This window comes from Arthrobacter sp. BG3 (assembly GCF_056680185.1).
Genome location: NZ_CM155270.1, coordinates 1693204 through 1718605, shown reverse-complemented (window position 1 = coordinate 1718605; position 25402 = coordinate 1693204). Strand labels below are relative to the sequence as shown.

Sequence of the window (25402 nt, the reverse complement as noted above, 5' to 3'; positions counted from 1 at the left end):
CATGACTCTCACCACGCACTCACCGCTCACCGTCAACCTCGGCTCCAGCGGCGTCACCCCCGAGGACGTCGTCGCCGTCGCCCGCCACGACGCCCGGGTGACCATTTCACAGGAAGCCCTCGACGCCGTCGCCAAGGTCCGGGCCCACATCGACGCCCTCGCCCACAGCGAGGTCCCGGCCTACGGCATTTCCACCGGCTTCGGGGCGCTGGCCAACCGGCACATCCCCGAAGAGCTGCGCACCCAGCTGCAGAAGTCCCTGATCCGCAGCCACGCCGCCGGCATGGGCCCGGCCGTGGAACGCGAAGTGGTCCGCGGCATCATGTTCCTGCGCGCCAAGACCCTCGCCTCCGGCCGCACCGGCGTCCGTCCGGTCGTGCTGCAGACCTTGGTGGACGTGCTGAACGCCGGCATCACCCCGGTGGTCCGCGAATTCGGCTCGCTGGGCTGCTCCGGCGACCTCGCACCCCTCTCGCACTGCGCCCTCGTCCTGATGGGCGAAGGCGAAGCAACAGGGCCCGATGGTGAGCTTTACGGCGCCAAGGGCGGACGCCCCGTCGCCGAACTCCTCGCCGCGCACGGGATCGAACCCGTCACCCTGGCCGAAAAGGAAGGCCTGGCCCTCGTCAACGGCACCGAGGGCATGCTGGGCATGCTGCTGATGGCCGTTGCGGACATCCGCCAGCTGCTCACGACGGCGGACATCACCGCCGCGCTGAGCGTCGAGGCACTGCTCGGCACCGACCAGGTGTTCCTGCCCGAGCTGCACGCGGCGCTCCGCCCGCACCCGGGCCAGGCCGCCTCCGCGGACAACATGCTCCGCGTCCTGTCCAATTCCCCGATCGTGGCCTCGCACCGGATCAACGACACCAAGGTCCAGGATGCGTACTCGCTGCGCTGCGCCCCCCAGGTGGCCGGCGCCGTCCGCGACACCGTGGACCACGCCGCGACGGTCGCCGCCCGCGAGCTGGCCGCCGCGATCGACAACCCGGTGGTCCTGCCGGATGGCCGGGTCAGCTCCAACGGCAACTTCCACGGCGCCCCGGTCGCCTACGTGCTGGACTTCCTGGCGATCGCCGTCGCGGACCTGAGCTCCATCGCCGAGCGCCGGACCGACCGCATGCTGGATCCGGCCCGCTCGCACGGGCTGCCGGCCTTCCTGGCCGCGGACCCGGGCGTCGACTCCGGCCTGATGATCGCCCAGTACACCCAGGCCGGGCTGGTCTCGGACAACAAGCGGCTGGCTGTCCCGGCGTCGGTGGACTCGATCCCGAGCTCCGCGATGCAGGAGGACCATGTGTCGATGGGCTGGCACGCGGCCCGCAAGCTCCGCCGCGCGGTGGAAAACATGCGACGCGTCCTGGCGATCGAACTCGTGACCTCGGCGCGGGCGCTGGACATCCGCACCCAGCTCTCCGGCGGCGAGCTGACCCCCGGGCCCGCCGGCACCGCCGTGATCGCCGCCCTGCGCGACGTCGTCGACGGTCCGGGCACGGACCGGTTCCTCTCACCGGAACTGGAAGCGGCGGACGCCCTTGTCGCCGCCGGAACAATCCGGGCGGCGGCCGAATCCGCCGTCGGAATTCTGGCCTGAGGGAAAACAAAATGCAATTTTGCTGAACAATTTCCGGCGCCCGGGAAATAGTCGGCAACATGGCCAGCGGAGGCCCGGCAACTGTAGTAGAAATGGAACGTCACACCAATGAAGTTGTGACAAAGAACATATACAAAGGGGTAAAAGTTCATGAAAGCACGCGGGACGGTTATGTCCGGACGCCTGGCGTCCACCACCACGGTTTCCGACTGGCGGAGCCTGAAGGCCGGCGATCCGGTCGAAATCCTCAAGCATGCGCAGGTTTTGGCGGCCGGCGAAGTCGAAGAAGTCTCGTTGAGCGGCAATGTCCTGTGGCTGGTGCCGACGGCACCGTCCGAGACCGAGCTCTTCCTGAAATCCGACGGCGTGCAGGTGCGGCGCAGTTAGCCGCACCGGTCCCACCAGAAAGTCCCTGCCCAGGCCGGCGGGGACTTTCTGCGTTCCGGTGCCAGTTGGCGGCACCGCTTTGTCAGCGCGGAGCAAACGGCGGCGGCCCCAGCAGTTCGATTCCGCCGTTCCGGCGCGCGGACTCCTGCACCTTGCCGAAGTCCACGGGGCCGGCCCCGGCGGGATCGCCGTCGGCGAGTGGTGTGCTCGCGTCCCAGTAGAAGGCCTCGCAGCAGCCGGGGGTGTGCAGGCAGAGCATCCGCGCGGAATCGGAAACCACCATAAAGGCGTGCGGAACGCCCCGCGGCGCCACGGCCAGGCCCCCGGCTCCGATCCGGTGTTCGACACCATCCATGTGCATGATGATTTCGCCCTCGAGGATGTACATGGACTCGTCCGAATCGGGGTGCGTGTGCAGCGGCGTCATCTTGCCGCCGTCCATCTGGTCCTCAAACAACAGGAAAGCGCCGCCGGTCTCGGCCGCCCTCGCCTTCCAGGTGTGGACGCCGCCGCCGAAGAACCAGCGGTTCTCGCCCTGTCCTTCCGCGCGGATGATGGCTGCAGGGCTGCTGACCGTTTCCATGGGATCGCCTCTTCGATTGCTTATGGGACACTTGTCCCATAACAAGACTGATGTACCATAAGGTCCATGTCAACCCCCTATCAGGCTGCCGGCCGCACCGGCCAGAAGCGCCGCACCCTCGAGGCACTGGTGGCGGCCGCCCGGGATGCGGTCGCGGCGGGGGAGACCCCGACGGTGGACAGCACGGCCGCAGCGGCCGGCGTCGCGCGGAGCACCGCCTACCGCTACTTCCCGGGGCAGCGGGAGCTCCTCGCGGCAGCCCACCCGGAAACTGCCAGGAAGTCGCTGCTGCCGGCCGACGCGCCGGAGGACCCGGAGGCGCGGCTGGACGCCGTCGTCCGGGAATTCACTCAGCTGATCGTCAACACCGAAGCCCAGCAGCGCACGATGCTGCGGCTCTCCCTGGACCCGGACCCGGCGGAGCCGGCACTCCCGCTGCGCCAGGGCCGGGCGATCGCCTGGATCGAGGAAGCCCTCACTCCCCTCCGGGACAGGTTCTCCGCGCCCGAGATCCGTGCCCTGGCCCTGGCCGTGCGCAGCGCGACCGGGATCGAAGCCCTCGTCTGGCTGACCGATATCGGCGGACTCTCGCGGGAGCAGGCCATGGCGTCGATGCGCTGGTCCGCGCGGGCGCTGCTCCACCAGGCCCTCGCGTCCGGGCCCCCGCCGGGAGTCCAGCGCTGACGCGGGCTACCCCAGCAGCGTGCTGATCAGCCGTGCCGCCACCTTCGCGGTGCGGTGGTCGAGGTCGAACTCCGGGTTCAGCTCCGCGACGTCGAGGTGCAGGAGTTTCCCGCTCGCAGCCACCTGGCGGCAGACCGCGCTGATCACCGCCATCGGCACGCCGTACGCGGCCGGTGCGCTTACCCCCGGAGCCACCGAGGCCGGCAGCACGTCCAGGTCGATGGTCAGGTACAGGGCGTCCACCTGCGCCAGGAACGCTGCCACGAAAGTGCGCGCCGCCTCCGCCGAGCAGTCCTCGTCGAGGAGGTAGTCGACGCCGAGGTCCTCGGCCGTGCGGAAAAGCGCCCTGGTGTTGTTGGGTTCGGAGATCCCGACGACGGCGTAGTTCAGTTCGCGGCCCGCGGCGGCTTCAGCGCGGGCCATCTGCAGGAACGGGGTGCCGGAACTGGGCACTGCCTCGTCGCGGAGGTCGAAGTGGGCGTCCAGGTTCAGCACGCCCACACGCAGGCCCTCGCGGACCGCCGCCGAGCCGGCCACACCCAGGTAGCTCGCGAATGCGGTCTCGTGCCCGCCGCCCAGCACCACGGGGAGCTGCCCGGCATCGAGCAGGCTGGTGATCGCGAGCCCGGCACGCGCCTGCCCGGCCTCCAGCGCATCGCCGGCCACGGTGACGTCGCCGGCGTCGTGCACGTCCCGGGCGAGGTGGAAAGCGAGCGGGCCGAGGGCTGCGCGGATCGCGGCGGGCGCCGCGGCGGCGCCGGTGCGGCCCTTGTTGCGGCGCACCCCGGCATCGCTGCCGAAGCCGAGGATGACCGCGGGGCGTGCGGAAGCAGGCCCCGCCGCAGACGGAGGGCGGGTCACAGACGCAGGGCGGGCGCGGCGCGGTGCGTACGGCGTGACGGCCTGCCACCAGCGGAGGTGCTCGGCGCCGTCGCCGTCGAACCGTCCGGTCCAGGGCTGCGGCGGGACATCAACGACGGGTGCGGGAGAAACCATGCCCCTAGCTCACCGCAGCCCGGGCCGGAAAACCAGCAGCGCCGCCGTCGAACTGTCCGAAATCCCGGAATCCGCCCTGAAACACCCCAAAACGCCGCCGAGGTGAGACTTCGCGCCGATGTTTTGCCGGACAAACATGGGCGCCAAGTCTCACCTCGGCGGAAGGATGCGGGAGGGGCAGGGGGTGGTGGCTAGTGGATGCCCAGCGCTGCCTCGATCGGGCCGATCGCGAAGAACAGCAGGAACGCCGCGGCCACAGCCCACATCAGCGGGTGCACCTCGCGGGCGCGGCCCTGGAACGTGCGGATCAGGACGAACATGATGAAGCCGGCACCCAGGCCGTTGGCGATCGAGTAGGTGAACGGCATCAGGGTGAAGGTCAGGAAGGCCGGGATCGCGATGCCCAGGTCCTTCCAGTCGATCTTGCCAACCTGGGAGACCATCATGAAGCCGACGACGACGAGTGCGGGGGCCACTGCCTCGAACGGCACAAGGTTGATCAGCGGGGTGAAGAACATGGCCACCAGGAACAGCAGGCCGGTGACGATTGAGGCCAGTCCGGTCCGGGCGCCTTCGCCGATGCCGGCGCCGGATTCGACGTAGATCTGGTTCGAGGAGACCGAGGCGCCGCCGCCGATGATTGCGCCGAGCGCGTCCACCTGCAGCACGCGGTCCACGTTGGGGATGTTGCCGTCCTTGTCGATCGTCCCGGCCTCGATGGCCAGGCCCACCATGGTGCCCATGGCGTCGAAGAAGATGCTCAGCAGGATCACGAACGCCAGCAGGGTCGCGGCGACAAATCCGAGGTGCTCAAACGCGCCAAACGGGTTGGCCTTGCCGATCAGCGACAGGTCCGGGGCCGCCCATTCGGAGAACTTCGGGGCCACGAGGGACCAGCCGGCCGGGTTGTGGGTCTTGCCGTCGAAGCTGGGGCCGATGTGCAGGGTGAATTCCAGGATCACGGACAGGATGGTCGAGGCAACGATGCCGATCAGGATCGCGCCTTTGACCTTGCGGACCACGAGGGCGATGGTCAGGATCAGGCCGAAGACGAACACCAGGGTGGGCCAGCCCAGAAGCTTGCCGTCGAAGCCCAGACCGACCGGAACGGTGGTGCCGGCGACATCCGGGATGCGGCGCACGAAGCCCGCGTTGACCAGGCCGATCAGGGCGATGAACAGGCCGATGCCGACCACGATCGCGGTTTTCAGCCCCTCCGGGACCGCCTTGAACACAGCTGTCCGGAAACCGGTGAGCACCAGGATCAGCATGGTGACACCCGAGAGCACGACCAGGCCCATCATGTCGGGCCAGGTCAGGCCGGGGTTGGTGGCCACCGTCACGGCGACGAAGGCGTTGACGCCGAGGCCCGTGGCCAGCGCGAAGGGATGCTTGGCCCAGGCACCCATCAGGATGGTCAGGATGCCAGCCACAAGGGCGGTCACGGCGGCGACGGCGGGGAAGCCGAGGGTGTCACCGGAGGAATCGGGGCCCGAGAGGATCAGGGGATTCAACACCACGATGTAGCTCATGGCGAAGAAGGTGGCGAAGCCTCCGCGGATCTCGCGGGAGAAGTTCGACCCCCGCTCGGATATTTTGAAGTACCGGTCGAGTGCAGAGCCCTGCTTAAGCATTAATCCTCCGGGGATGTGGATGGTTACTTGAATCCTATTAGGCGGGCACCCGGCGTCCGGCCGATTTCACCTAGTCTGTAAGGAAGCCAACACTAGGAGCAGTTCCATGCGCCTCATCCGACAGTTTCTGCGCGCCCTGCTGGGTGCCTCGATCCTCGCCGCCGCCCTGCTGGGGACCGTTGCTCCAGCGTCGGCCCACGACGTCGCCGAGTCCACCAGCCCGGCCTCCGGCGCGACGGTGGCCACGCCGCCCGAAAAAGTCTCGGTCACGTTCAACAGGAACCCGCTGGCGCTGGGCTCACAGATCGTGGTGAGCGACGCCGCGGGCACCAACTGGGCTGATGGCGCCGTGGAGATCGTGGACAACGTCGCCGCGCAGAAGCTCAAGCCCGGCGCCCCGGCCGGGCTCTACACTGTCACCTGGCGCGTCGCCAGCTCGGACGGGCACCCCATCGAAGGCAACTTCACGTTCACCGCCACCGCCGCGGCCACGGGCTCGACGGCGGCTGCCGCAGTCCCCACGATGGGAACCGCCCAGCCGGGCATCACGCCGGAGCCGTCAAAGCCGGCCAGCTCAGCGGAACCCTTCCCATGGAGCATTGTGATCTTCGTCGGAACGGCGATCGGCATCCTGGTGGTCCTGGGCCTGATGGCCAAGAGCCGGCTCAAGCCTGGCCCGGGCGACCGCACCGACAGCTAACCGTAAGCAACGCGGGGTCAGACGCGGCCCATCCGGCGCCGCTTGATGGACCGTATCTGACCCCGCGTTGTGGTTGGTGACCGCGCGACGGCGGTTTGGGAACCTTGCGACGGCGGTCCGGGACGCAGCGGGGCCGGTTAGGCCGGTGCGGCGAGGGCGTAGCCCCCGGGGAGCGTGGCGGGAAGGCCGTCGGGGTAGACCTTGGCGGAGATCGCCTGTCCCACCACTTTGGCCTGGCGCAGCACTTCCTTGGGCGTCGGCGTGATGAGTTCGCCCACGCCCACGAGGTACATTCCGAGGGCGTGCATGCCCGTCATCAGGTTCTGGCCCGCGGCCATCCCGAGCTCGGAGAGCATCCGGCGCAGCTGGCTGTGGGCGCAGCGGGTCAGGACGAGATGGTCCGCCAGGAGCAAGCCGCCCGGGGTGCGGACGGCCCACTGCTGGGTGGGCCCGCTGACGCCGGCGTCGAGGTGGTCCAGCTCCAGGGCCCGGATGTTGTTGCGGACATCCAGCTTGTGGCTGGCGGCGTAGTTGCGCAGGTGCCGTAGGATCTCGTTGCGCTCCCGCAGGCTGCCGGCGTCGGCCGCGTCGCAGCGTTGCAGGGAGGAGGTGTTGGCCGGATGCCCGGCACCGAGCAGATCGAGGCCGTCCACGATGATGGAGTCCACGCCGCGCCGCTGCAGCTCGCTGGCGACCGCCAGCCCGGACAGACCGGTGCCGATGACGACGGCGGCGGTCCGCTCGATGCCCCCGGATATAGGCATGCTCGACACTGCAGGGTCCCTCCTCGAATGGTTCCAGGTGCCGGGACGGTGCCCCGGACGCGTTGCCCGATCCGTCCCCGCGCCCTCAACGCACCACCAGCCGGCGGGGCGTTTCTGAAACACGAGTCTCGGTTCAGCAACGCCTCGAAGACTACCTAACATTCCCCGCCTTGGATAGAGCAGCTGAAACATTGGCTCGACCTTGGATTTCCGCGCTTTCCCGGCGGCGCGGAGGACCTCATTTGCCGTCATCCGGGGTCACCGGACGACGTGTAAACACTGGGTAAATCCTGGGCGACGTTTGTTATTCGGGCGGTGCTGCTGCCCGCTTGATTGTTCCCGGCAAACCGAGAATAGTGAGGAAAACCAGGGGTTCTTGCCCGCAGAATCCGGTGTGCGTCGCCAGTGGACGCTGCACGGGGACACGTCTGGCAGAATAGCCGCAACATCAGGCAAGAATCGCAAGGAGGCGGACCCCATGGGCCGAGAACAGGTTCATCCGGATCCGGCAGGGGATGCCCCCGGCGGCTCCGCAGCTCCCCGGGGGATCGTCGTCGGCGTCGACGGGTCCGACCACAGCAAGTGCGCCCTGGTGTGGGCGGCCCGCGAGGCCGAGCGCCGCCGTCGTCCGCTGCACATTGTGACCGCCTATTCCGTGCCGATCTTCGCTGCCTCGGGGCTCGACGGGGGCTACGCGACGGTCGACGATTCGGTGATCCGGGAAGGCGCGGAGGCCATCCTGCAGCAGGCCGTGAACAAGGTCGCGGGGTACAACATTGACGTCGACGCCTCCGTCGAAAACGGCGACGCCTCCGGCGTCCTGCTGGAAATGTCCGAAACCGCAGAGCTGCTGGTCTTCGGCACCCGCGGCCGGGGCGGCTTCGTCGGCCGGCTGCTCGGCTCCGTCAGCAGTGCCCTGCCCGCGCACTCCAAATGTCCCACGGTCACCGTGCCCCTGATCTGCGCGGACCGGCTGGGCGAAACCACCGACGACAGGCACGTTCTCGCGGAGCGGGCGAAATCCGGGCACGTCCCGGTCGAAAACGTTGTGGTGGTAGGGGTCGATGGCTCTGAACAGGCCCGCGTGGCGGTATTGGAGGCGGCAGCCCAGGCCGAACGGCTCTCGGCGCGGCTGCGGGTGGTGTGCGCAGTCCCGCAGTACAACGGCTCGCTGGCCTGGGTCCCGGCACCGATGGACCGCGAGGCGCTCTTCGCCGACATCAGGGTCCAGCTCGACGCCGGCACCGCCTGGATCCGTAGCCACTTTCCGCACCTCACGGTGGAGAACCAGCTCGTGGATGGATCGCCCGTAGACATCCTCGTCGAGGCGAGCCGGCACGTGGAACTGGTGGTCGTCGGCACCCGCGGCCGCGGCGGCTTCGCCGGGATGCTGCTTGGTTCCACCTCGGACGGCATCCTGCATCACGCCAAGGGCCCCGTCATGGTGGTTCCGGACCGGGACGATCCCCGGCTGGCGGACCGGGTGAACTTCGGGCCCATCCTCGGGGATTCGTAGCCGGGGAGTCCCACACCAGATCGAGCGAGCCGGTCGAGCGCGGAAGGGAGGACCGTCAGGTGGAGCAGCCCCCCGGCCCCGCTGTGCCGCAGCACGAAACGCGGCTGGAAGCGCAGCAGGAACCGCAGCAGGAACCGCCCCAGGAACCGCGGCACGCCCTGGTGCTCGGCCTGGAGCTGGTCGGCGCGGAGCTGCTTCCCGACGTCGGCGGCAAAGCGGCCAACCTCGGTGAACTGCTGCGGGCCGGGCTGCCGGTTCCGGCCGGTTTCTGCCTGACTACGCACGCCTACCGGCGTGCCACCTCGCCCGCCGGACTCGACACCGTCCATGCCGGCCTGGCCTCGACCGCCCCGGATGACCTTCCGGGCTTCGCCCGCCAGGCCGCCGAGGCCCGCGGTCGCGTACTTGCCGCGGCGGTTCCCGCTGACATCGCCGAGGCCGTCCGGAGCGCCTACACGGCACTGGGACCGGATGTGCCCGTGGCGGTGCGCTCGTCCGCGACCGCCGAGGACCTGCCGTTCGCCAGTTTCGCGGGCCAGCAGGACACCTTCCTGAACGTCGTGGGCTTTGACGCGCTCCTGGCCGCCGTCCGGCAGTGCTGGGCGTCGCTCTGGACGGACCGCGCCGTGAGCTACCGTGCCGGCCACGGGATCAGCCCGTCGACGGTGGCTCTTGCCGTGGTGGTCCAGCGGATGGTGGACGCAGCCGTGGCCGGGGTCCTGTTCACCGCGAATCCGGTGACCGGCAGGCGGCATGAGGCGGTCATCGATGCCAGCCCCGGGCTCGGCGAATCGGTGGTTTCCGGTGCGGTCAACCCGGACCACTTCGTCGTCGACAGCGGCACGCAAACGGTCCTCGAGCGCAGGATCGGGAGCAAGGGCATGGCGATCCGGCCGCTGTCCGGCGGGGGAACCGAACGGATCGAGCTGTCCGTGGCCGGGTCGCAGCCCTGCCTGGACGACGCCCAGCTTGCCGCGCTGGAGCTCCTTGGCCGCCGCGCCGAGGTGCACTTCGGCGCGCCGCAGGACCTCGAATGGGCCGTCGACGGCGGCGCGGAGGCGTGGCTGACGCAGTCGCGGCCCATAACCACACTGTACCCGTTGCCGGAGCGGCAGCGGATCCGGGACGGGACATGCGTCTACCTGTGCTTCAGCCTGGCCCAGGGCCTGACCCGCCCGCTGACCCCGATGGGACTGGCAGCGTTCCGGCTGATTGCCTCGTCCGTGGCGCGCGCGGCGCATTTCGACGTTCCTGAGCCTCGCGAGGGGCCGGCACCCTATGTCCAGGCGGGTCAGCGGCTGTTTTTCGACCTCACCCCGGTGCTGCGCAGCGCCGTTGGACGGGCGATCGTGCCCCGGGTGTTCGACGTCATGGAGGCCCGCTCGGCGGCAGTGTTGCGCCGGCTGTTCGCGGACCCCCGCTTTTCCGTCACCAGCCGGTCCCCGTGGCGGCTGCTGCGGCATGTCGCCCCCGTGGCAGCCCGGGCCAGGGTCCCGGAGTCGCTGCTGCGCGCCCTGTTCCGTCCCGAGGCCGCGCTGCGCCGGGCGGAACGGTTCGGCCAACGGTTCCGGGCCGCCCTCGTGGTGCCGGCAGGGTCGACGCCGGTGCAGCGGCTGGACCACGTGGAGCGCATCCTGGGGCAGGAACTTTTCCCCGTGGTGCCCAACATCCTGCCGCTGCCCGCCCTGGGCTTGGCCCTGCTGGCAGCCGCCGGCAGGCTGCTGGGGCCCGACGGCGGCCCGGGGGCCCTGCAGCCGGTCCTGCGGGGGCTGCCCAACAACGTGACCACCGAAATGGATCTGGCCCTCTGGCGGCTCGCCTCCGACATCCGGGCCGACGCCGGATCCGCCGCGGTGTTCGACGGCGCTGTGTTCGATGAAACAGGGGTCCCGGAGCTGGTCCGCCGCTACCGGGCCCGTGAGCTGCCCGCCGCCGTGCAGTCGGGGCTGGCCGGGTTCCTCAGCCGCTACGGGCACCGGGCCGTGGCGGAAATCGATGTGGGCATGCCCCGCTGGTCCGACGACCCGGCCCATATCCTCGGAGTCCTGGCCAACTACCTGCGGCTGGAGGACACCGGGCAGGCCCCGGACCGGCAGTTCAGCAGGGCGGCACGCGACGCCGGCGCGCAGATGGAGCGGCTTGCCGCAGCCGCGGAGAAGCGGAGCAGGCTGCGGGCTGCGCTGGTGCGGGCGGCACTGAAGCGCACCCGGATGTTCGCCGGGTTGCGGGAACTGCCGAAGTACCACATCGTCGAGGCCCTGGCCGCGGTGCGCGGGCAGCTCCAGGCCATTGGGACGGAACTGGCCCGCTCCGGCCGCATCGCCGAAGCGGATGACGTCTTCTTCCTCGATCTGGTCGAGGCCCGCGACGGCCTCGCCGGGAAGCCGCTGCACGACGTTGTGGCGCAGCGCCGGGACGCTTATGCCCAGGAACTGGGCCGCCGGCACATCCCGCGGGTGCTGCTCTCGGACGGGACGGAACCGGAAGCTCTGCATGCCGGGACCGATCCCGCAGCCGCGGGGGTTCTGACGGGCACCCCGGCGTCGGCCGGCACGGTGACCGCCGCGGCCCGCGTCATCCTGGAGCCGCAGGGTGCGCAGCTGGAGCCCGGCGAGATCCTCGTGGCACCGTCGACCGATCCGGGCTGGACGCCGTTATTCCTTACTGCCGGCGGCCTGGTGATGGAAATGGGCGGACCCAACTCGCATGGCGCCGTCGTGGCCCGTGAGTACGGGATCCCGGCAGTGGTCGGGGTTCCGGACGCCACCTCGCTGATCGTCACCGGGCACAGCATCACGGTCGACGGCGCCGCCGGCACCGTGGTGCCGGGCGCCCCGCCGGCGGGGCCTTAGCGACAGGGTGGACATGAGCGATGCGCAGGGCCCCCTCCGCCGGTGCGAGACGAAACCGTGCCGGAACACCGGCAGGAAACCGTGCCGGAACACCGGCAGGAGGCGCCCAGCCCGGCGCAGCCCGCCGTCGACGACCCCTGGCTGCCCGGCTGGCTGGTCCGCCGGCCCCTCACGGCCGGCTGGGCCTGGACGGGATTCTGGGCGGTCCTGATCGTCGCGGACGACTTCCTCGACTTCGCCCGCTGGTCCTGGTACGTAATGGTCGGTATGGCGGCCCTGCCCACCCTGCTGGCGACCATCGCCCTGCTGCGGGGCACGCCGCGCCGGTATCTCAAGCCGCGGAAGGACTCCGTGCTGGGGCACTTCTTCGTCCGCTTCCTCGCCCTTACTGCGGCGTTTCTCGTGTGGGGTGTCTCGGTGGTCATGAGCGCCTCGATCTCCACCACCATCCAGTCCCTTGTCGGCGCTTCCGAGCGGGAGGTCACGGCCCTCGGGTTCAATCTCCTGCTGGCCGCGGTTCCCCTTGTGGTGTCCGTGCTCTGGTTGGCCTTCATCGTTCGCTGCGCATGGTTCCTCCGGCGGCTCCGCGGCTGGAGGCAGGACCCGGCGCCGGGCGGGCTGCCCAGGAAGTTCCTACGCGGCAGGCCACGTCTCAGGCGGGTCGTCGTGGGACTCGCCCACCCGGGGTTGTTGCTCGTTGCCGGACTCGGGACTTCGGTCCTCGCGCTCCTGCTCGGGGCGGTCGAGCTGACGCTGAACGTTTTCACCGAGCCTTGAAAACCGAGCCTTGAAAACCGAGCCTTGAAACCGGGCCACGACCACGGCGGCCGCACGCCCGGACTCCGAGAAGGACCAATCCGCCGGCGGGGGTGAAACGGGCCAATCCCGGGCGTACTGTTGAATCATGAGCTGCAAGGTTGGAGCGCGGTTGCCATGACGCGCAAATGGCTGCGTTGGATCCCTGCTGTGGCGGTGCCCGCCGTGATCGCGGCCGGTGTGCTGTCCGGGTCCCTTCCCGCGAGCGCCGGAGACCCGCTGCCGGAGAAGACTCCGCAGCAGGTGCTGCTGATGGTCGCCCAGCACGGGGAAAAATCACTGTCCGGGACGCTGGAACAGAGCTCCGAGATCGGCCTGCCGGACCTTCCGACGTCCGCGTCCGGTGCGGGGTCCCCGGAGACCGCCTGGCTGGAGCTGCTCACCGGACCCCACGCCGCCCGCGTCTACCTTGACGGTCCAGGAAAGGCCCGCGTACAGGTCATGGACAAGATGGCGGAACGGGACGCCGTCACGAACGGCAACGACCTCTGGTTCTACAACTCCAAGGACAACACGGCTGCCCACGCCCAGCTGCCTGCCGATGCCGCCGGCCGCCACGCGTCCCGTCCCGGAACGCAGACCCCCGCGGAGCTGGCCGACAAGCTGCTCGCCAAACTCGACCCGGGCACCGAGGTAACCGTGGGACCGGATACCCGGGTGGCCGGACGGGCAGCCTACAACCTCGTGCTCACCCCGAAGTCGGACCTCACCCTCCTGGCGTCCGTCGCCATCGCGGTCGACGGCGAAAGCGGACTGCCGCTCGGCGTCGAAGTTAAGGCCCGGGGCCAGTCCGCGCCGGCCTTCAGCGTCGCGTTTACCAGCCTCAAGCTTGAGGCCCCGGATGCCTCCCTCTTCAACTTCACTCCGCCGCCCGGTGCCACCGTGAAGGAAATTCCGCTGGCGGACCACAAGGCCGATGCCGCTGCTGTGCCGCCGGACGCCCGCACAGCGAACGCCGCGAAGCGGCCCACCGTGATCGGAACAGGCTGGGAGTCCGTCCTCGAATTCCCGGCGGGGGCCATCACGCTCCCGAACCAGACCCCGCCTCAAACCGGAGCGCCGGACCCGGCGGCCGCCAACCCGCAGCAGCCTGGCACCGCCGACCCGCACGGAACCCGGCCCGGCGCCGCCGCGCTGCTGGAACAGGCCGCGGTGGCCGTCCCGGGCGGCAAGCTCGTGTCCACATCGCTGGTGAACGTGCTGATCCTCGACGACGGGCGTGTCCTCGCCGGTTCCGTGCCGTTGGAGCGGCTGCAGTCCGCCGCCGCGCAGCGGTGAACCACCCGGTGACCGCCGCGTGACCGCCGTCGGGCCGGCGACGGAACTAAGCATCGAGACCTCCGGTCTCAGCAAGCGCTTCGGGCACCAGCTGGCCGTCGACGGCGTCGACCTGGCCGTGCCGAAAGGCTCGGTTTTCGGCTTCCTGGGCCCCAACGGCTCGGGCAAGACCACCACGATCCGGCTGATGCTCGGACTCGCCGCGGCCACGTCCGGATCCGTCCGGCTCCTCGGCCAGGACATGCCGGGGCAGCTGCGCGAGGTGCTGCCCCGCGTGGGTGCCCTGGTTGAGGGACCGGCCTTCTACCCTTTCCTCTCTGGCGCGGCCAACCTGCACCGGCTCGACGCCGCGGACCCCCACGTTCCCGCCGCCACCCGTGCTGCCCGGGTCCACTCGGCGCTGGAGCGGGTGGGGCTGACGCATGCCGCGGACAAGAAGGTCAGGGCCTATTCGCTGGGCATGAAACAGCGGCTGGGCATCGCCAACGCCCTGCTGGCGCCGCGTGAACTCCTGGTCCTGGACGAGCCGACCAACGGCCTCGATCCGCAGGGCACCCGGGAGGTCCGCAGCCTGGTGCGCTCGCTCGCGGCCGACGGCGCCACAGTGTTCGTCTCCAGCCACCTGCTGGCTGAAGTGGAACAAATCTGCACGCACGCGGCCATCATGAGCGCGGGCCGGCTGGTGGCACAGGGGACTCTGGCGGAGCTGCGGCAGGCAGGGCAGGCCCGGATCAGGGTGCTGACCCCGGACGCCGGGAATGCGGCCGAGGTCCTGGCCCGGCTGGGCCTGAGCGCGGCCGTGGACCGCGTGGCCACCTCCGCGGCGCCCGGCAGTACGGATTCCAGCGGCGCCGGCGAGGTGCTCTACGCCCCGCTTCCCGCGACGGCGGCGGCGGGCCCCGGGGCCGTCGCGCCGGAGGCGGTCGTGGCGGCCCTGGTGGCCGCCGGTGTCCGGGTCCGCGGGTTCGCGACGGAACAGGTCAGCCTGGAAGAGCGCTTTGTGGCGCTGACGGGGGAGGGCTTCGACGTTGTCCAGTGAAAAGTTGTCCAGTGACAAGTCCGGCCCGCGGAAGGGGAACATTGCCAGCAGTGCCTCCGGCTCCGGCGGCAGCCCCGCCACGGCGCCCACCCGGCAGCGCCGGTGGGGGCGGGGCCTGTTCGCATCCGAACTTGGGGTGCTCTTCCGCCGCCGCAGGACCTGGGCCATGCTGTGTGCTTTGGCAGCCATCCCGATCCTGATCGCCGTGGCGGTCCGGCTGTCCTCCGCGGTGCCGGCGGGACGGGGTCCGGCGTTCCTGGACCGGATTACCCAGAACGGCTTGTTCGTCGGCGTCACCGCCCTGGTCGTGTCCGTTCCGCTGTTCCTGCCGCTGACCGTGGGGGTGGTCGCAGGGGATACCGTGGCCGGCGAGGCCGGGCTGGGAACACTGCGCTACCTGCTGGTGGCGCCGGCAGGCCGGGTCCGGCTGCTGCTGGTGAAATACGCCGGGGCGGTGGCCTTCGCCATCACAGCGCCGCTCGTGGTGGCACTCGTCGGGGCGGCGATCGGAGCAGCACTCTTCCCGGTTGGCCCGGTCACACTGCTCTCCGGTGACTCGATCGACGCGGCCGAGGCATTGCTGCGGCTGCTGCTGATAGCGGCCTACCTTGCCGTCTCGCTGACGGGCCTGTCGGCGATCGGGCTCTTTATGTCCACCCTCACGGACGTCCCCGTCGGTGCGATGGCGTCCACGGTGGTGCTCTCGGTGGTCTCGCAGGTCCTCGACGCGCTGCCCCAGCTGGACTGGCTGCATCCGTGGCTGTTCAGCCACTACTGGCTGGACTTCGCGGACCTGCTCCGCCAGCCCATCGCGTGGGATTCCTTCCTCACGAACCTGCTGCTGCAGGGCGGCTACGTCGCAGTCTTCGGTGCGCTCGCTTACGGCAGGTTCATCACGAAGGACGTGCTCTCCTAACGGCGCTCAGTACCGGGCGACCACCGGGTAAAGCTGCATTCCGGACATGGCGGCAACGTCGGTCACGGTGATCCCGGCGTCGGGATTCAGCGCCTGGACCACGCGTCCGCCGCCGAGGTAAATCGCCACATGGTAGAAATCCGGTGCGGAGCCCCAGACCAGCAGGTCGCCCGGCTGCGCCTGGGAGAGCGGGACATGCACGGGGGCCTGAGCAAACTGCTGGGACGCGGTGCGGGGCAGGTACTTACCGGCCGCGGCGAACGCGTTCTGGACCAGTCCGGAGCAGTCGAATCCCCACGCCCCCGTCCCGCCGTACTGGTAGAAATAGGGCGCGCCAACCTTGCCGAGAGCCACCGAGATCGCCGTCTGGTTCGAGCCGCCCGGCGACGGTGCCGGGGCAGGTGCGGGCGCCGGAACGGGCGCAGGAGCGGGTGCAGGAACGGGCGCCGGCGGGGCCGCCGTCGCAGCAGGGGCGGCAGGCTCTGGAGCCGGGGCAACGGGTGCGGGCGGCGGGACGGCGGCCGGTGCGGCCGGTGCGGCGGGTGCCTGCGGACTCTGGTCCGCCGGAGCGGGGTTGCCCGGAGCGGCGTTCCCGGGGCTGGGCTGCGGGTCAGCGCCCTGGCCGGAAACCTGGCCGGGACCCTGGGCGGAAACCCGGCCGGGACCCTGGGCGGCAGCCGCCGTGACGGCGGCGAGCCGGTCCTGCTGGCGCTGACGGTCCAGGGCGTCCACGCGGGCCGATTCCAGAGCGACGGTGGTGTTCCTGAGGTTCGCGAGCTGGTCCACCAGCACAGTCCGCTGCGCGCTGGCCTCGGACACCGCCTTCCGCTGGGCGTCATTGGCACGCTCGGCGTCGAGCTTGCGCGTCTCCGCCGTCCGCGCGGCCTCGTCGGCGGCCCGGTTGGCGTCATCGGCGGCAGCGGTCAGCGATTCGGCGGCGACTGCGGCGGTTTCCGCCGCCTGGAAGGCTCGGGAGCGCCCGGCCGTCACCGCTTCGAGGGTGGCGGCCTGTTCCAGGGGGTTGCCGTTGCCGCTGACAAAGCTGCTCAGGGCGGGATTCAGCCCGCCGTTGCGGTAGAGATCGCCGGCGAGTTGGCCGATCTGCTTGCGCATCTTCTGCTCCTGGGCCCCGGCTGCCGAAGCCTTGGCGGCGGCAACCGCGGCGGTGTCGCGCCGGGTCTGGAGCTCGACGAGGGATTCGCCGTAGGAATTGTTGGCCTGCAAAGAGGCAGCGAGGCTGGCTTCCTGGGCCGTGGAAGCGTCCGCCAGGAGGCGGTCGATCGCGGTGACCTGCTCCGCCGTCGCGCCTTCACTGGTCTTGGCCGCGGCAATATCCTCCGGCGAGGGAATTTCGGGTGAAGCGGGGACCTGAAAGACCATGGGGAGCGGGTCTGCGTGCGCGGGCTGGGCCAGTGCTCCCAGGAAGACGACGGCGGCGCACAGCGCGGCCGTCTTTCGGCCGGATCCGGTCCAAGTCATGGGCAAACCTCGCTGCAATGTCGGGCTGGAGCAGGAGAATGCGGATTCCGGCGCGTGGAAACGCGCGGCTGATCCCCAGCACGGTCGAGGCTACGTGCCAATTGCCACTTTGGCAACACTGGTCACATCAATAACATAAACAACAACTATGTCATTTGGTCACATTCCGGTGGGGCGTGTCGGTCCCGGCCGCCGCCCGGTCCGGCTCAGGCGTGCTGGTGCGATTCATGCTCCGCGTGGGAGAGCGGTTCCAGCTGGAAGGTGCAGTGCTCGGTGTCGAAGTGCGAGCCGAGGCAGCTGACGAGCTTGTCCAGGATCTGGTCGGCGCCGCGGGCACCCAGGGCCGCGTCCTCCACCACCACGTGGGCGGAAAAAACGGGCACGCCGGAGGTGATGGTCCAGATGTGGATGTCATGCACCGACACCACCCCCGCCACAGCGAGGATGTGCTCGCGGATCAGCTGCACTTCCACCCCCTTGGGGGTCGCCTCGAGCAGCACATCCACCACATCGCGGAGCAGGTGCCAGGCCCGCGGCAGGATCATCAGCGCAATCACGATCGAGGCGATGGTGTCCGCCGTCTGGTAGCCGGTGACCATGATGACCAGTGCGGCGGCGATCACGGCGAAGGAGCCGAGCAGGTCGCCCAGGACTTCCAGGTAGGCGCCGCGGACGTTGAGGCTCTCCTTTTGGCCGCCGCGCAGGATCAGCAGGGACGCGAGGTTGGCGATGGCGCCGAGGACGGCGGCGTAGAGCATCACATCGGTCTGGACCTCGGGGGCGGAGCCCATTCGGCGGATGGCCTCGGTGAAGATGACCACAGAGATGACGATCAGCACCAGGGCGTTGGCCAGGGCAGCCAGCACTTCGGCGCGCTGGTAGCCGTAGGTGCGCTGGTCGCTCGCCGGCCGGGTGGCGATCCAGGCGGCCAGCAGGGCGATGAAGACTCCGGCCGCGTCGGAAAGCATGTGGCCGGCGTCGGCCAGCAGCGCCAGGGATCCGGAAACCAGCGCCCCGATGATCTGGATCAGCACGACGGCGAGGGTGATGGCCAGTACCGCGATCAGGCGCTTCCGGTGCTTGGCAGTGCCGGTGGCCGAAATGCCGTGTGAATGGCTGTGGTCGTGTCCCATGCCTACAAGGCTAGCCCCAGCCGAGCTCGTGCAAGCGGTCGTCGCTGATGCCGAAGTGGTGCGCGATCTCATGGACCACGGTGATCGTCACTTCCTCGATCACGTCCTCGCGGGATTCACAGATGTCCAGGATCGGCTGTCGGTAGATGGTGATGCGGTCCGGCAGCGTCCGGCGTCCCACCACGAGTCCCGCTCGGTCAGCGGCACGCCCTCGTAGAGGCCCAGCAGAACGGTGTCCGGGTCCTCGCCGGGCTGCGGCGTGTAGTCGTCGTCGATGAAGATGGCCACGTTGCTCATGGTCTTGGCGAGCTCCGGCGGGATCCGGTCCAGGGCGTCGTTCACTGCCGCTTCGAAATCGTTTTCGGACATCGGGAACGGCGGGTGGTCGTGGCCGGAGCCGGCGCCGCCGTCGTCCGGCATGTCCGGGCTGCCCGGACCGTTGGGGCCGTCCGGAACGATCGGCAGGCCGGGCGGGAGGGAGGCGGGCATAGCTGAAACTCTAGCGCCGAATCAGCGGGACCGGCGCCGGGTCAGCCCGACGCCCACGAGGCAGATGGCGCCGCCCGCCAGGCCCCAGACGGTGGGGATCTCCCCGAGGACCAGCCACGAGATCAGGATCGTGGTGCCGGGCACCAGATAGGTGGTGGCGGCCAGCCGGCCGGCGTCGATCAGCGACAGCGCATAGGCCCAGGTGGTGAAGGCGATCGCGGTGGGGAAAACGCCCAGGTAGACCAGCCCCAGGGTGGCAGGCAGCGGGGCCACCTGCAGTTCGCTGACTAGCTGGCCGCTGAAGGGCAGGCAGCAGAGCGCGCCGACCATGATTCCGAACCAGGTGGCGTGCGCCGCGGGAAATTTCCGCAGCACCGGCTTCTGCACGATGACGCTGACCGCGGCGAGGGCGGCCGCAAGCAGGCAGAGCAGCACACCGGCGACGTCCGCCGTCGACCGCTGGCCGGAACCCAGCGCGATCACCGCGACCCCGCCGAACGCGACGAGGCTGCCGATGATCAGCCAGCGCGGGAAGCCCTCCTTGAGGATCACCCCGGCCATGATGGCGACCAGGATCGGGTTGACGTTGATCAGCAAGGCGGCCGTACCGGCGTCGAGGAGGTGTTCGGCGGCGTTCAGTGCGACGTTGTAGCCGCCAAACCACATCACGCCGTAGGCCAGGATGGGCCACCATTCACGGCCCCGGGGAAGATTGCCCCTGAGTTGCGGCAGCACCACCAGGCCCAGCACGACGGCGGCAATCGCCAGCCGGCCGAGCGTCAGGGCGCCGGGGGAGAAACTGGGTCCGACGGCCCGGATGCCCACAAAGGCGGAAGCCCACAGCACCACGGTGACAACCACTGCGGCGATGCCGAGCCTGCTGATCTGGCCCGGCTGCAGGGGGTGCTTTGCGGGCTGGGGTGACGGAGCGGGCGGCGGCACTTCGTGGATGCCGTCCGGGTGCATGCTGTCGTGGTGCGTGCGGTCCGGTCGGGGGGAGCCTGTGGGGGCGGTTCTGGCCATGTTGCCAATCTAGTCCGTGCGGGGTCCCGGGGACTGGCGGAAATCGGCCACGTCTAGTCGAGTTCCTGCCAAGGCCGCTGCGCCGGCCCCGCCGCACTCACCTGAGCGGGTGGGCAGCGGCCTGGATGGCCGCTGCGACCTCGTCGAGGGCTGCGGATCCGTGCCGCCATTGCTGCCAGTGGAGCGGCACATCCACGTGCGCCCCGGGGTCCAGGGAGACCAGCGTCTGGCGCCTCAGCTCCTCCGAGACCTCAATTTCGGGGAGCAGCCCCCAGCCCATCCCCCAACGGATGGCTTCGCCGAACTCGTGGGCGGCGGGGACATAGTGCCGTGGCGGCTGGAGTGCCCTGCGGCTCACGGACCGCAGATACCGGTCCTGCAGCTCGTCCTTGTGGTCGAAGACGATGACCGGAGCCACGGCGAGTGTTTCCGTCACCGCACCGTCGGGGAACCACACGGCGGCGAAGTCCGGAGTGCAGACCGGCAGGTAGCGCATGACACCCAGCCGCCGGGAGGAACAGCCCGGGGCGGCCTTGGCCGTGGTGGTGATGGCCGCCGCTGCGGCGCCGCTGCGGAGGAGCTCCAGCGAGTAGTCCTGGTCCTCGCGCAGAATTTCCAGCTGGACCTTTCCGGCCACGGCGGCCAGGCCGGGAAGTGCCCAGGTGTGCAGGGAATCACTGTTGATGACCAGGGTCAGCCGGACGCTGGAGGGCTGCGCGCCCGGCTGGAGTTCTTCGGCCAGATCGGCGGAGAGCATGTCCAGCTGCCGGGCAAAGCGCACCACCGCGTGGCCGGACGGGGTGAGTTCGACAGGGCGGGTCCGCTTCAGCACGGGCCGGCCGACCGCGACCTCAAGGGCGCGGACGCGCTGGCTCACCGCCGAAGCCGTGACCGAGAGGTGGCCGGCGGCGGCCTCGAAGCTGCCGTGCGCCACGATGGCGGCGAGGGTCCGCGCCTGGTGGATGTCTATCATTAGCCGATCTTATGTTGGCCCAGAAATATTAACTGGTTTCATGAACCGGCTCCCTCTAGCGTGAAACCTGTGATCCTCTCCCTCGTATCAGGCCTCGCAAGCGGGCTGTCCCTCATCGTCGCCATCGGTGCCCAGAACGCCTTCGTGCTCCGCCAGGGCATCCAGCGCGCGCACGTCCTGCTGGTGGTTGCCGTCTGCGCCCTGTCCGACCTCGTGCTGATTGGCCTGGGGGTCGCCGGGGTGGGCGTCCTTATTGAGCGGGCGCCCGGTGTTCTCGAGGTGGTGCGCTGGGCCGGGGCCGCCTTCCTCCTGGCCTACGGCGGGATGGCGGCCCTGCGGGCGATCCGCGGAACGCAGGCGGCCCGGCCGGCGGCCGGGAAGACGGGAACCTGGGCGGCCGCGCTGGGTACCTGCCTCGCGCTGACCTGGCTGAACCCCCACGTCTACCTGGACACCGTCCTGCTGCTGGGGTCCCTGGCCGGCACCCACGGGCCGGACGGCCGCTGGTGGTTTGCCGCCGGCGCAGGCCTGGGCAGTATCGCGTGGTTCGCCGCGCTCGGCGCCGGAGCCCGGTACCTCGCGCCGGTGTTCGCCCGGCCGGGCAGCTGGCGCGTGCTCGACGGCGGCATCGCCTTGGTCATGGTCACCCTGGCTGTCATGCTCGTAGCCTGAGCTGATCAGCCGTCCCGCACGGTACTTCACAACATCTTCACGAAGGAAACGCCCATGTACGTCCCCTCGCATTTCGCCGCCGGCGAAGACGCCGTCACGGAGCTGCTCTCCAACCCCGGCGCGGCCAACCTGGTGACCGCCACGGAACACGGACTGCTCGCGACGCTGCTGCCGTTCATCTATGACCCCGAGGCAGGCGAGCACGGGGCGCTGCTGGGACATGTTGCCCGCAACAACGACCAGTGGCGGCTGCCGGCGTCGGGCGAGTCCCTGGTCATCATCCAGCGGTCCGATGCCTACATTTCCCCGACCTGGTACCCGTCCAAAGCCGAACACGGCCGGGTGGTGCCAACGTGGAACTACACCACGGCGCATGTCTACGGCCGGCTCGTCATCCATGAGGATCCGGCCTGGCTGGAGGGCCTGGTCCGGCGGCTGACCACGGTGCATGAAGCGGCGTCGGAACGGCCCTGGACCGTGGACGATGCGCCCGCCCGCTACATCGCCGGCCAGCTCCGGGCGATTGTCGGCGTCGAACTTCTCATCACGCGGGTTGAAGCGAAACGAAAGCTGAGCCAGAACCGGCCGGCCGCCGACGTCGACGGCGTCATCGCCGGGTTGCGGGCCAAGGGGGACCTGGCGGCGGCTGCCGAGGTCGAACGGGCGCAGCAGGACCATACCCGGCGGAGCTGAGCGCTTCCCGCGGCAGCCGCCGCGGGGATTTTGGATAATCCGGGGTCTGCCCTTATAGTTTTATAGTCCAGTTCGGAGCAACCCGAAAGGACAAAAACGAAAGGCTTCGGCCCTTAATTTTTGTCTTTTATTCAGTGGGTTTAATCGAATGGCGTCCTGGCCCCCATCGTCTAGCGGCCTAGGACACCGCCCTTTCACGGCGGCGGCACGGGTTCGAATCCCGTTGGGGGTACGCAAGGAACTGGTCAAACCGGATGTGAAAGTCTGGTAGGCTAAAGGCCTTGAAAAATTGCGGTAGCGATACTGCAGAGAAGCAAGAAAATAGCAAGGCCCTGTAGCGCAGTTGGTTAGCGCGCCGCCCTGTCACGGCGGAGGTCGCGGGTTCAAGTCCCGTCAGGGTCGCTCTGATTGCCAGAAGAAATTCCGGCTCTCAAGGTGACGTGTCACCTAGGCTCTGTAGCTCAGTTGGTAGAGCGTTCGACTGAAAATCGAAAGGTCACCGGATCGACGCCGGTCGGAGCCACCACTGGGAAGCATCAGTTCTTTGGAACTGGTGCTTTTCTTCTTTAACCCCAGGTTAATCGCCGGGCCGACGGCGGCGCCGGGCCGACGGCGGCCGGCTCGCCGCCCCTGCACGCAGTGGCACCCGGACGGGCGCCTTGTCGTTGGCAGGTACTAGGGTGGTCACAAAGAGAAGGGGGAGTGCCTCGTGGAATACCAGAATTCTCAACCCGTTCCGGCTGTGGTGCCCGAACTGCCCGTCAACGCGCCAATGCCCGGCGCTGGCCGGACCGTCATTTCGGAAGCCGCCGTCGCGAAGGTCGCGGGCATCGCGGCCCGGTCAGTTCCCGGCGTCTACTCCCTGGGGACAGGCCCGTCCCGCGCCCTCGGCGCCTTCCGTGACGCCGTCGGCAGCACGGACCACGCCGCCGGTGTCCGCGCCGAGGTCGGCGAAACCCAGGTGGCCGTCGATATCGACCTCGTGGCGCTCTACGGCACGCCCCTTCACGCCCTGGCGGACCAGATCCGGGCTGCCGTGTATTCGGCGGTCGAAGAGCTTGTCGGGCTGCAGGTCATCGAAGTCAACATCGAAATCACCGACGTCTACGTGCCCGGCCCGCCGAAGCCCGGAGCCCCGGCCGAGTCCCGGACCGCTAGGGAGGCAATCCAGTGAATCTGACGGTTGTGGGAGTCGCAGCGGGTGCCTTCGTGGCGTTCATGGCCTTCCAGTTCGGCGTCTGGGGTTTCCTGGGCGCCCTGCTGTTCATGGGGATCGGAGCCCTGCTGGGCCGCGCCGCGGAAGGGAAACTGGACCTGCGCAGCGTGCTTGACGCCCTCACAGGCCGGCGTTCCTCCTCATGAGCGGCACCGCTGGCGCTGTCCACGCCGCCGCCATGGCAGGACACACCAGAATCAGCACCCAGGCGCTCACCAGCGTGGCGCGGGCCGCCGCGGCGGAATCCCTCGGCCTCACACCGCACGAGGTCCGGGCCGAGTGGTCGGACGACGACGGCCTGTTGGCCCTGTCCCTTGTCGCACCCATCACCGTGCCTTCGCTCACGGCAGTGCTGCGGGACGCCGGACGGGTCGCGGCCTTCGGCGGTTCCATCTGGGACCGGGCCGTGGCTGCCAAAGCGAACATCCTGGACCGCGTGACCGAGCTGAGCGGCGCCCAGCTGAGCCGGGTGGACATCCGGATCAGCGGCGCCAGCGTGAGTGAAGGAGGCCGTGTCCAGTGAGCCAGGACACTGATCACGATTCCGGCCACGGGAGCTACGGGCCGCCTGCTCCCGGCGCCGCACCTTCGGCGGCCGGTCCCGCCCCCGAGGCGAACGGCGCCGCGGGCATGGCAGTGATCCTCAAGCGCGAAACCCACTCCTCGAGGGCTGTGGCCTCGATCATCGCCGCCGTCCTCGTGATCGCGCTGTGCGGCTATGCCCTCCTGGAAACCGCTGTCCGGGCGGTCGGACAGCCGCCCTGGCTCGTCGATCCGCAGACAGCGGCGGAGCAGCTGGTGGCGCTCCCGGACGGGGTTCCGCCGCTATTGCTCGGTGTCCTCGGTGCGGTGCTGGTGATGGCCGGGCTGTTTTTCTTCCTGAACGCCGTACTGCCCGGACGCCGGGCCCGCCACCTGCTGCGGGACCGCCGCGCCGCCGTCGTCGTGGACGACGAGGTTATCGCCTCGGCACTGGCACGCCGGGCGCGGGTGGCGGCCAATTTGAATCAGGAACAGGTGATGGTGACAGTGTCCCGACGGCAGGTGCAGGTCAATGTCCGGCCGACCTCCGGCGTGCCGCTGAGCCCGGATGCCGTCCGCGCGGCCGTGCTGGATGAACTCCGGGACATGAACCCGTCCCCCCTGCCGGACGTTCGAGTCAGTGTCTCCTCGGCAGGGGTGGTTGGCGCGTGAACGGAACCCCCCGCATCCTCAACCGGATCCTGCTCGGCATCCTGGGCCTCAAGCTCCTCGCCATCGGAGTCCTGCTCATCCTGCTCGCGAGCGTACCCGCCGTGGGACGGTGGTGGCAGGACTGGGCCGCCGGGGTCTGGAGTATCTGGCGTGACCTGTTCGAACGCACCCGGTTCCCGGGGCGCCAGGAAAGCTGGCTGTGGCTTGTTCTGGTCCTGGCACTGCTCCTGGTAATTGGCGTGATGGTGGCCTGGGCCGCCCAGCAGGGCAAAGGCAGGGCCAACCTCCTCGTCTCCGAAGAGGACCCGGGCGAGGTGCCCGGGTACGTCAGGATCGGAAGCGGCGTGGCCGAGCAGGCGCTCCGCGCCGCCCTGGCGGACCGTCACGACCTCGCCGGCGTCAGCGTCGCCACCTACGAGTTCCGCGGCGAGCCGGCCCTGAAAATCCGAATCGAGCCACGCCAGGGCGTGGCCCCGCACCGGCTTGCGGCCGAGGTGTCCGCCCTCGTGGAGGCGCTCGACGTCGCGATCGGCAAACGCACCCCCGTGCTCATCCACATCGGCGCCGGCGCCCGGTCGAGGTTCGGGCGGGCCGAGCGGGTCCGCTGACCCGGCGGGTGAGCTTCCGGCAATAAGTTTTTGCACGATGTTTGCGCGGCCCGCCGGAGCCGCCCCGCGGGCCGGTTCCGTTGGAATGGCGCCGATCGGCACATAAAACTGTGCGCCGCACAAGGGTCTCCTTTCCGTAAAGCTTCTGTGTAAACGCTTGCAT

25 protein-coding genes, 3 tRNA genes and 1 pseudogene are annotated in these 25402 nt (G+C 69.5%); 20 read left to right on the top strand and 9 right to left on the bottom strand.

The genetic code is table 11. The annotated features are described in order from the left end of the window. The first annotated feature begins 1 nt into the window (after position 1). A complete protein-coding gene (gene hutH, locus AC1MFL_RS07585) occupies positions 2-1594 on the top strand; it encodes a histidine ammonia-lyase (RefSeq protein ID WP_479814477.1) in 1593 nt (530 codons plus the stop codon). 150 nt (positions 1595-1744) lie between these two features. After that, positions 1745-1981 (top strand): hypothetical protein, encoded by a 237-nt coding sequence (locus tag AC1MFL_RS07580; RefSeq protein WP_479814475.1) that lies wholly within the window; start codon positions 1745-1747, stop codon positions 1979-1981. Positions 1982-2063: 82 nt separating this feature from the next. Here the strand turns inward: AC1MFL_RS07580 and AC1MFL_RS07575 are convergent, their stop codons facing one another. After that, positions 2064-2564 (bottom strand): cupin domain-containing protein, encoded by a 501-nt coding sequence (locus AC1MFL_RS07575; RefSeq protein ID WP_479814473.1) that lies wholly within the window; start codon positions 2562-2564, stop codon positions 2064-2066. 66 nt (positions 2565-2630) lie between these two features. Here AC1MFL_RS07575 and AC1MFL_RS07570 point away from each other — a divergent pair, with 66 nt between their 5' ends. After that, positions 2631-3248: a TetR/AcrR family transcriptional regulator gene (locus tag AC1MFL_RS07570; RefSeq protein WP_479814471.1), complete on the top strand. Its 618-nt coding sequence runs from the start codon at positions 2631-2633 to the stop codon at positions 3246-3248. Between the two features lie 6 nt (positions 3249-3254). Here AC1MFL_RS07570 and hutG read toward each other — a convergent pair whose 3' ends face one another. Then, positions 3255-4244: a formimidoylglutamase gene (hutG, locus tag AC1MFL_RS07565; RefSeq protein WP_479814469.1), complete on the bottom strand. Its 990-nt coding sequence runs from the start codon at positions 4242-4244 to the stop codon at positions 3255-3257. 191 nt (positions 4245-4435) lie between these two features. Further along, positions 4436-5878 carry an NCS2 family permease gene (locus AC1MFL_RS07560; RefSeq protein WP_479814468.1) on the bottom strand — a complete coding sequence of 481 codons (1443 nt, stop codon included), beginning with the start codon at positions 5876-5878 and terminating at the stop codon, positions 4436-4438. Positions 5879-5984: 106 nt separating this feature from the next. On the opposite strand from AC1MFL_RS07560, the gene AC1MFL_RS07555 reads away from it, so the two are divergent. Beyond that, the gene (locus AC1MFL_RS07555) at positions 5985-6578 is read left to right on the top strand and encodes a copper resistance CopC family protein (protein ID WP_479814466.1); all 594 of its coding nucleotides are present in this window, start codon (positions 5985-5987) and stop codon (positions 6576-6578) included. A 137-nt stretch (positions 6579-6715) separates the two neighbouring features. Here AC1MFL_RS07555 and AC1MFL_RS07550 read toward each other — a convergent pair whose 3' ends face one another. Beyond that, entirely contained in the window at positions 6716-7342 is a 627-nt protein-coding gene (locus AC1MFL_RS07550; protein WP_479814464.1) for an FAD-binding protein, read from the bottom strand. 478 nt (positions 7343-7820) lie between these two features. Here AC1MFL_RS07550 and AC1MFL_RS07545 point away from each other — a divergent pair, with 478 nt between their 5' ends. The 6 genes from AC1MFL_RS07545 to AC1MFL_RS07520 all read left to right on the top strand — a co-directional run bounded on the left by AC1MFL_RS07545 (position 7821) and on the right by AC1MFL_RS07520 (position 15759). Beyond that, a complete protein-coding gene (locus AC1MFL_RS07545) occupies positions 7821-8858 on the top strand; it encodes a universal stress protein (protein WP_479814462.1) in 1038 nt (345 codons plus the stop codon). 104 nt (positions 8859-8962) lie between these two features. After that, a complete protein-coding gene (locus tag AC1MFL_RS07540) occupies positions 8963-11710 on the top strand; it encodes a PEP/pyruvate-binding domain-containing protein (RefSeq protein ID WP_479815378.1) in 2748 nt (915 codons plus the stop codon). Positions 11711-11752: 42 nt separating this feature from the next. Continuing rightward, positions 11753-12487, top strand: a complete 735-nt coding sequence (locus tag AC1MFL_RS07535; RefSeq protein ID WP_479814460.1) for a hypothetical protein — start codon at positions 11753-11755, stop codon at positions 12485-12487. A gap of 156 nt (positions 12488-12643) precedes the next feature. Next, entirely contained in the window at positions 12644-13804 is a 1161-nt protein-coding gene (locus AC1MFL_RS07530; RefSeq protein ID WP_479814458.1) for a LolA family protein, read from the top strand. 19 nt (positions 13805-13823) lie between these two features. Further along, on the top strand, positions 13824-14843 hold the full coding sequence (locus AC1MFL_RS07525; protein WP_479814456.1) for an ABC transporter ATP-binding protein: 1020 nt from the start codon (positions 13824-13826) through the stop codon (positions 14841-14843). Between the two features lie 115 nt (positions 14844-14958). Further along, on the top strand, positions 14959-15759 hold the full coding sequence (locus tag AC1MFL_RS07520; RefSeq protein ID WP_479815376.1) for an ABC transporter permease: 801 nt from the start codon (positions 14959-14961) through the stop codon (positions 15757-15759). A gap of 6 nt (positions 15760-15765) precedes the next feature. Here AC1MFL_RS07520 and AC1MFL_RS07515 read toward each other — a convergent pair whose 3' ends face one another. The 5 genes and pseudogenes from AC1MFL_RS07515 to AC1MFL_RS07495 form a co-directional block, all read right to left on the bottom strand. Then, the gene (locus AC1MFL_RS07515) at positions 15766-17238 is read right to left on the bottom strand and encodes a C40 family peptidase (RefSeq protein WP_479814454.1); all 1473 of its coding nucleotides are present in this window, start codon (positions 17236-17238) and stop codon (positions 15766-15768) included. A 206-nt stretch (positions 17239-17444) separates the two neighbouring features. Next, positions 17445-18371, bottom strand: coding sequence for a cation diffusion facilitator family transporter (locus tag AC1MFL_RS07510; protein ID WP_479814453.1), 927 nt, complete (start codon positions 18369-18371; stop codon positions 17445-17447). 10 nt (positions 18372-18381) lie between these two features. Continuing rightward, a pseudogene (locus AC1MFL_RS07505) lies at positions 18382-18668 on the bottom strand (metallopeptidase family protein). Positions 18669-18881: 213 nt separating this feature from the next. Continuing rightward, positions 18882-19883 carry a DMT family transporter gene (locus tag AC1MFL_RS07500; protein WP_479814451.1) on the bottom strand — a complete coding sequence of 334 codons (1002 nt, stop codon included), beginning with the start codon at positions 19881-19883 and terminating at the stop codon, positions 18882-18884. Positions 19884-19980: 97 nt separating this feature from the next. Then, entirely contained in the window at positions 19981-20856 is an 876-nt protein-coding gene (locus AC1MFL_RS07495) for an ArgP/LysG family DNA-binding transcriptional regulator (RefSeq protein WP_479814449.1), read from the bottom strand. A 69-nt stretch (positions 20857-20925) separates the two neighbouring features. On the opposite strand from AC1MFL_RS07495, the gene AC1MFL_RS07490 reads away from it, so the two are divergent. The 10 genes from AC1MFL_RS07490 to AC1MFL_RS07445 all read left to right on the top strand — a co-directional run bounded on the left by AC1MFL_RS07490 (position 20926) and on the right by AC1MFL_RS07445 (position 25239). Further along, entirely contained in the window at positions 20926-21528 is a 603-nt protein-coding gene (locus tag AC1MFL_RS07490) for a LysE/ArgO family amino acid transporter (protein ID WP_479814447.1), read from the top strand. Between the two features lie 54 nt (positions 21529-21582). Beyond that, a complete protein-coding gene (locus AC1MFL_RS07485) occupies positions 21583-22221 on the top strand; it encodes an FMN-binding negative transcriptional regulator (protein WP_479814445.1) in 639 nt (212 codons plus the stop codon). 159 nt (positions 22222-22380) lie between these two features. Beyond that, a tRNA-Glu gene (locus AC1MFL_RS07480) sits at positions 22381-22453 on the top strand. A 96-nt stretch (positions 22454-22549) separates the two neighbouring features. Beyond that, positions 22550-22623, top strand: a tRNA-Asp gene (locus AC1MFL_RS07475). Between the two features lie 48 nt (positions 22624-22671). Beyond that, a tRNA-Phe gene (locus tag AC1MFL_RS07470) sits at positions 22672-22747 on the top strand. 183 nt (positions 22748-22930) lie between these two features. Then, complete coding sequence (locus AC1MFL_RS07465) at positions 22931-23395, top strand: Asp23/Gls24 family envelope stress response protein (RefSeq protein ID WP_479814443.1); 465 nt, start codon at positions 22931-22933, stop codon at positions 23393-23395. Continuing rightward, a complete protein-coding gene (locus tag AC1MFL_RS07460) occupies positions 23392-23583 on the top strand; it encodes a hypothetical protein (protein ID WP_479814442.1) in 192 nt (63 codons plus the stop codon). The genes AC1MFL_RS07465 and AC1MFL_RS07460 overlap by 4 nt, the downstream gene beginning before the upstream one ends. Beyond that, entirely contained in the window at positions 23580-23960 is a 381-nt protein-coding gene (locus tag AC1MFL_RS07455) for a hypothetical protein (protein ID WP_479814440.1), read from the top strand. The genes AC1MFL_RS07460 and AC1MFL_RS07455 overlap by 4 nt, the downstream gene beginning before the upstream one ends. A gap of 107 nt (positions 23961-24067) precedes the next feature. Then, complete coding sequence (locus AC1MFL_RS07450) at positions 24068-24631, top strand: DUF6286 domain-containing protein (protein ID WP_479815375.1); 564 nt, start codon at positions 24068-24070, stop codon at positions 24629-24631. Then, the gene (locus AC1MFL_RS07445) at positions 24628-25239 is read left to right on the top strand and encodes a hypothetical protein (protein WP_479814439.1); all 612 of its coding nucleotides are present in this window, start codon (positions 24628-24630) and stop codon (positions 25237-25239) included. The genes AC1MFL_RS07450 and AC1MFL_RS07445 overlap by 4 nt, the downstream gene beginning before the upstream one ends. Positions 25240-25402: the final 163 nt, after the last annotated feature.

Coding starts and splice junctions, on each gene's coding strand:
- hutH (WP_479814477.1), top strand. CDS start 2: ATGACTCTCACCACGCACTCACCGCTCACCGTCAACCTCGGCTCCAGC.
- AC1MFL_RS07580 (WP_479814475.1), top strand. CDS start 1,745: ATGAAAGCACGCGGGACGGTTATGTCCGGACGCCTGGCGTCCACCACC.
- AC1MFL_RS07575 (WP_479814473.1), bottom strand. CDS start 2,564: ATGGAAACGGTCAGCAGCCCTGCAGCCATCATCCGCGCGGAAGGACAG.
- AC1MFL_RS07570 (WP_479814471.1), top strand. CDS start 2,631: ATGTCAACCCCCTATCAGGCTGCCGGCCGCACCGGCCAGAAGCGCCGC.
- hutG (WP_479814469.1), bottom strand. CDS start 4,244: ATGGTTTCTCCCGCACCCGTCGTTGATGTCCCGCCGCAGCCCTGGACC.
- AC1MFL_RS07560 (WP_479814468.1), bottom strand. CDS start 5,878: ATGCTTAAGCAGGGCTCTGCACTCGACCGGTACTTCAAAATATCCGAG.
- AC1MFL_RS07555 (WP_479814466.1), top strand. CDS start 5,985: ATGCGCCTCATCCGACAGTTTCTGCGCGCCCTGCTGGGTGCCTCGATC.
- AC1MFL_RS07550 (WP_479814464.1), bottom strand. CDS start 7,342: ATGCCTATATCCGGGGGCATCGAGCGGACCGCCGCCGTCGTCATCGGC.
- AC1MFL_RS07545 (WP_479814462.1), top strand. CDS start 7,821: ATGGGCCGAGAACAGGTTCATCCGGATCCGGCAGGGGATGCCCCCGGC.
- AC1MFL_RS07530 (WP_479814458.1), top strand. CDS start 12,644: ATGACGCGCAAATGGCTGCGTTGGATCCCTGCTGTGGCGGTGCCCGCC.
- AC1MFL_RS07515 (WP_479814454.1), bottom strand. CDS start 17,238: ATGACTTGGACCGGATCCGGCCGAAAGACGGCCGCGCTGTGCGCCGCC.
- AC1MFL_RS07510 (WP_479814453.1), bottom strand. CDS start 18,371: ATGGGACACGACCACAGCCATTCACACGGCATTTCGGCCACCGGCACT.
- AC1MFL_RS07500 (WP_479814451.1), bottom strand. CDS start 19,883: ATGGCCAGAACCGCCCCCACAGGCTCCCCCCGACCGGACCGCACGCAC.
- AC1MFL_RS07495 (WP_479814449.1), bottom strand. CDS start 20,856: ATGATAGACATCCACCAGGCGCGGACCCTCGCCGCCATCGTGGCGCAC.
- AC1MFL_RS07485 (WP_479814445.1), top strand. CDS start 21,583: ATGTACGTCCCCTCGCATTTCGCCGCCGGCGAAGACGCCGTCACGGAG.
- AC1MFL_RS07455 (WP_479814440.1), top strand. CDS start 23,580: ATGAGCGGCACCGCTGGCGCTGTCCACGCCGCCGCCATGGCAGGACAC.
- AC1MFL_RS07450 (WP_479815375.1), top strand. CDS start 24,068: ATGGCAGTGATCCTCAAGCGCGAAACCCACTCCTCGAGGGCTGTGGCC.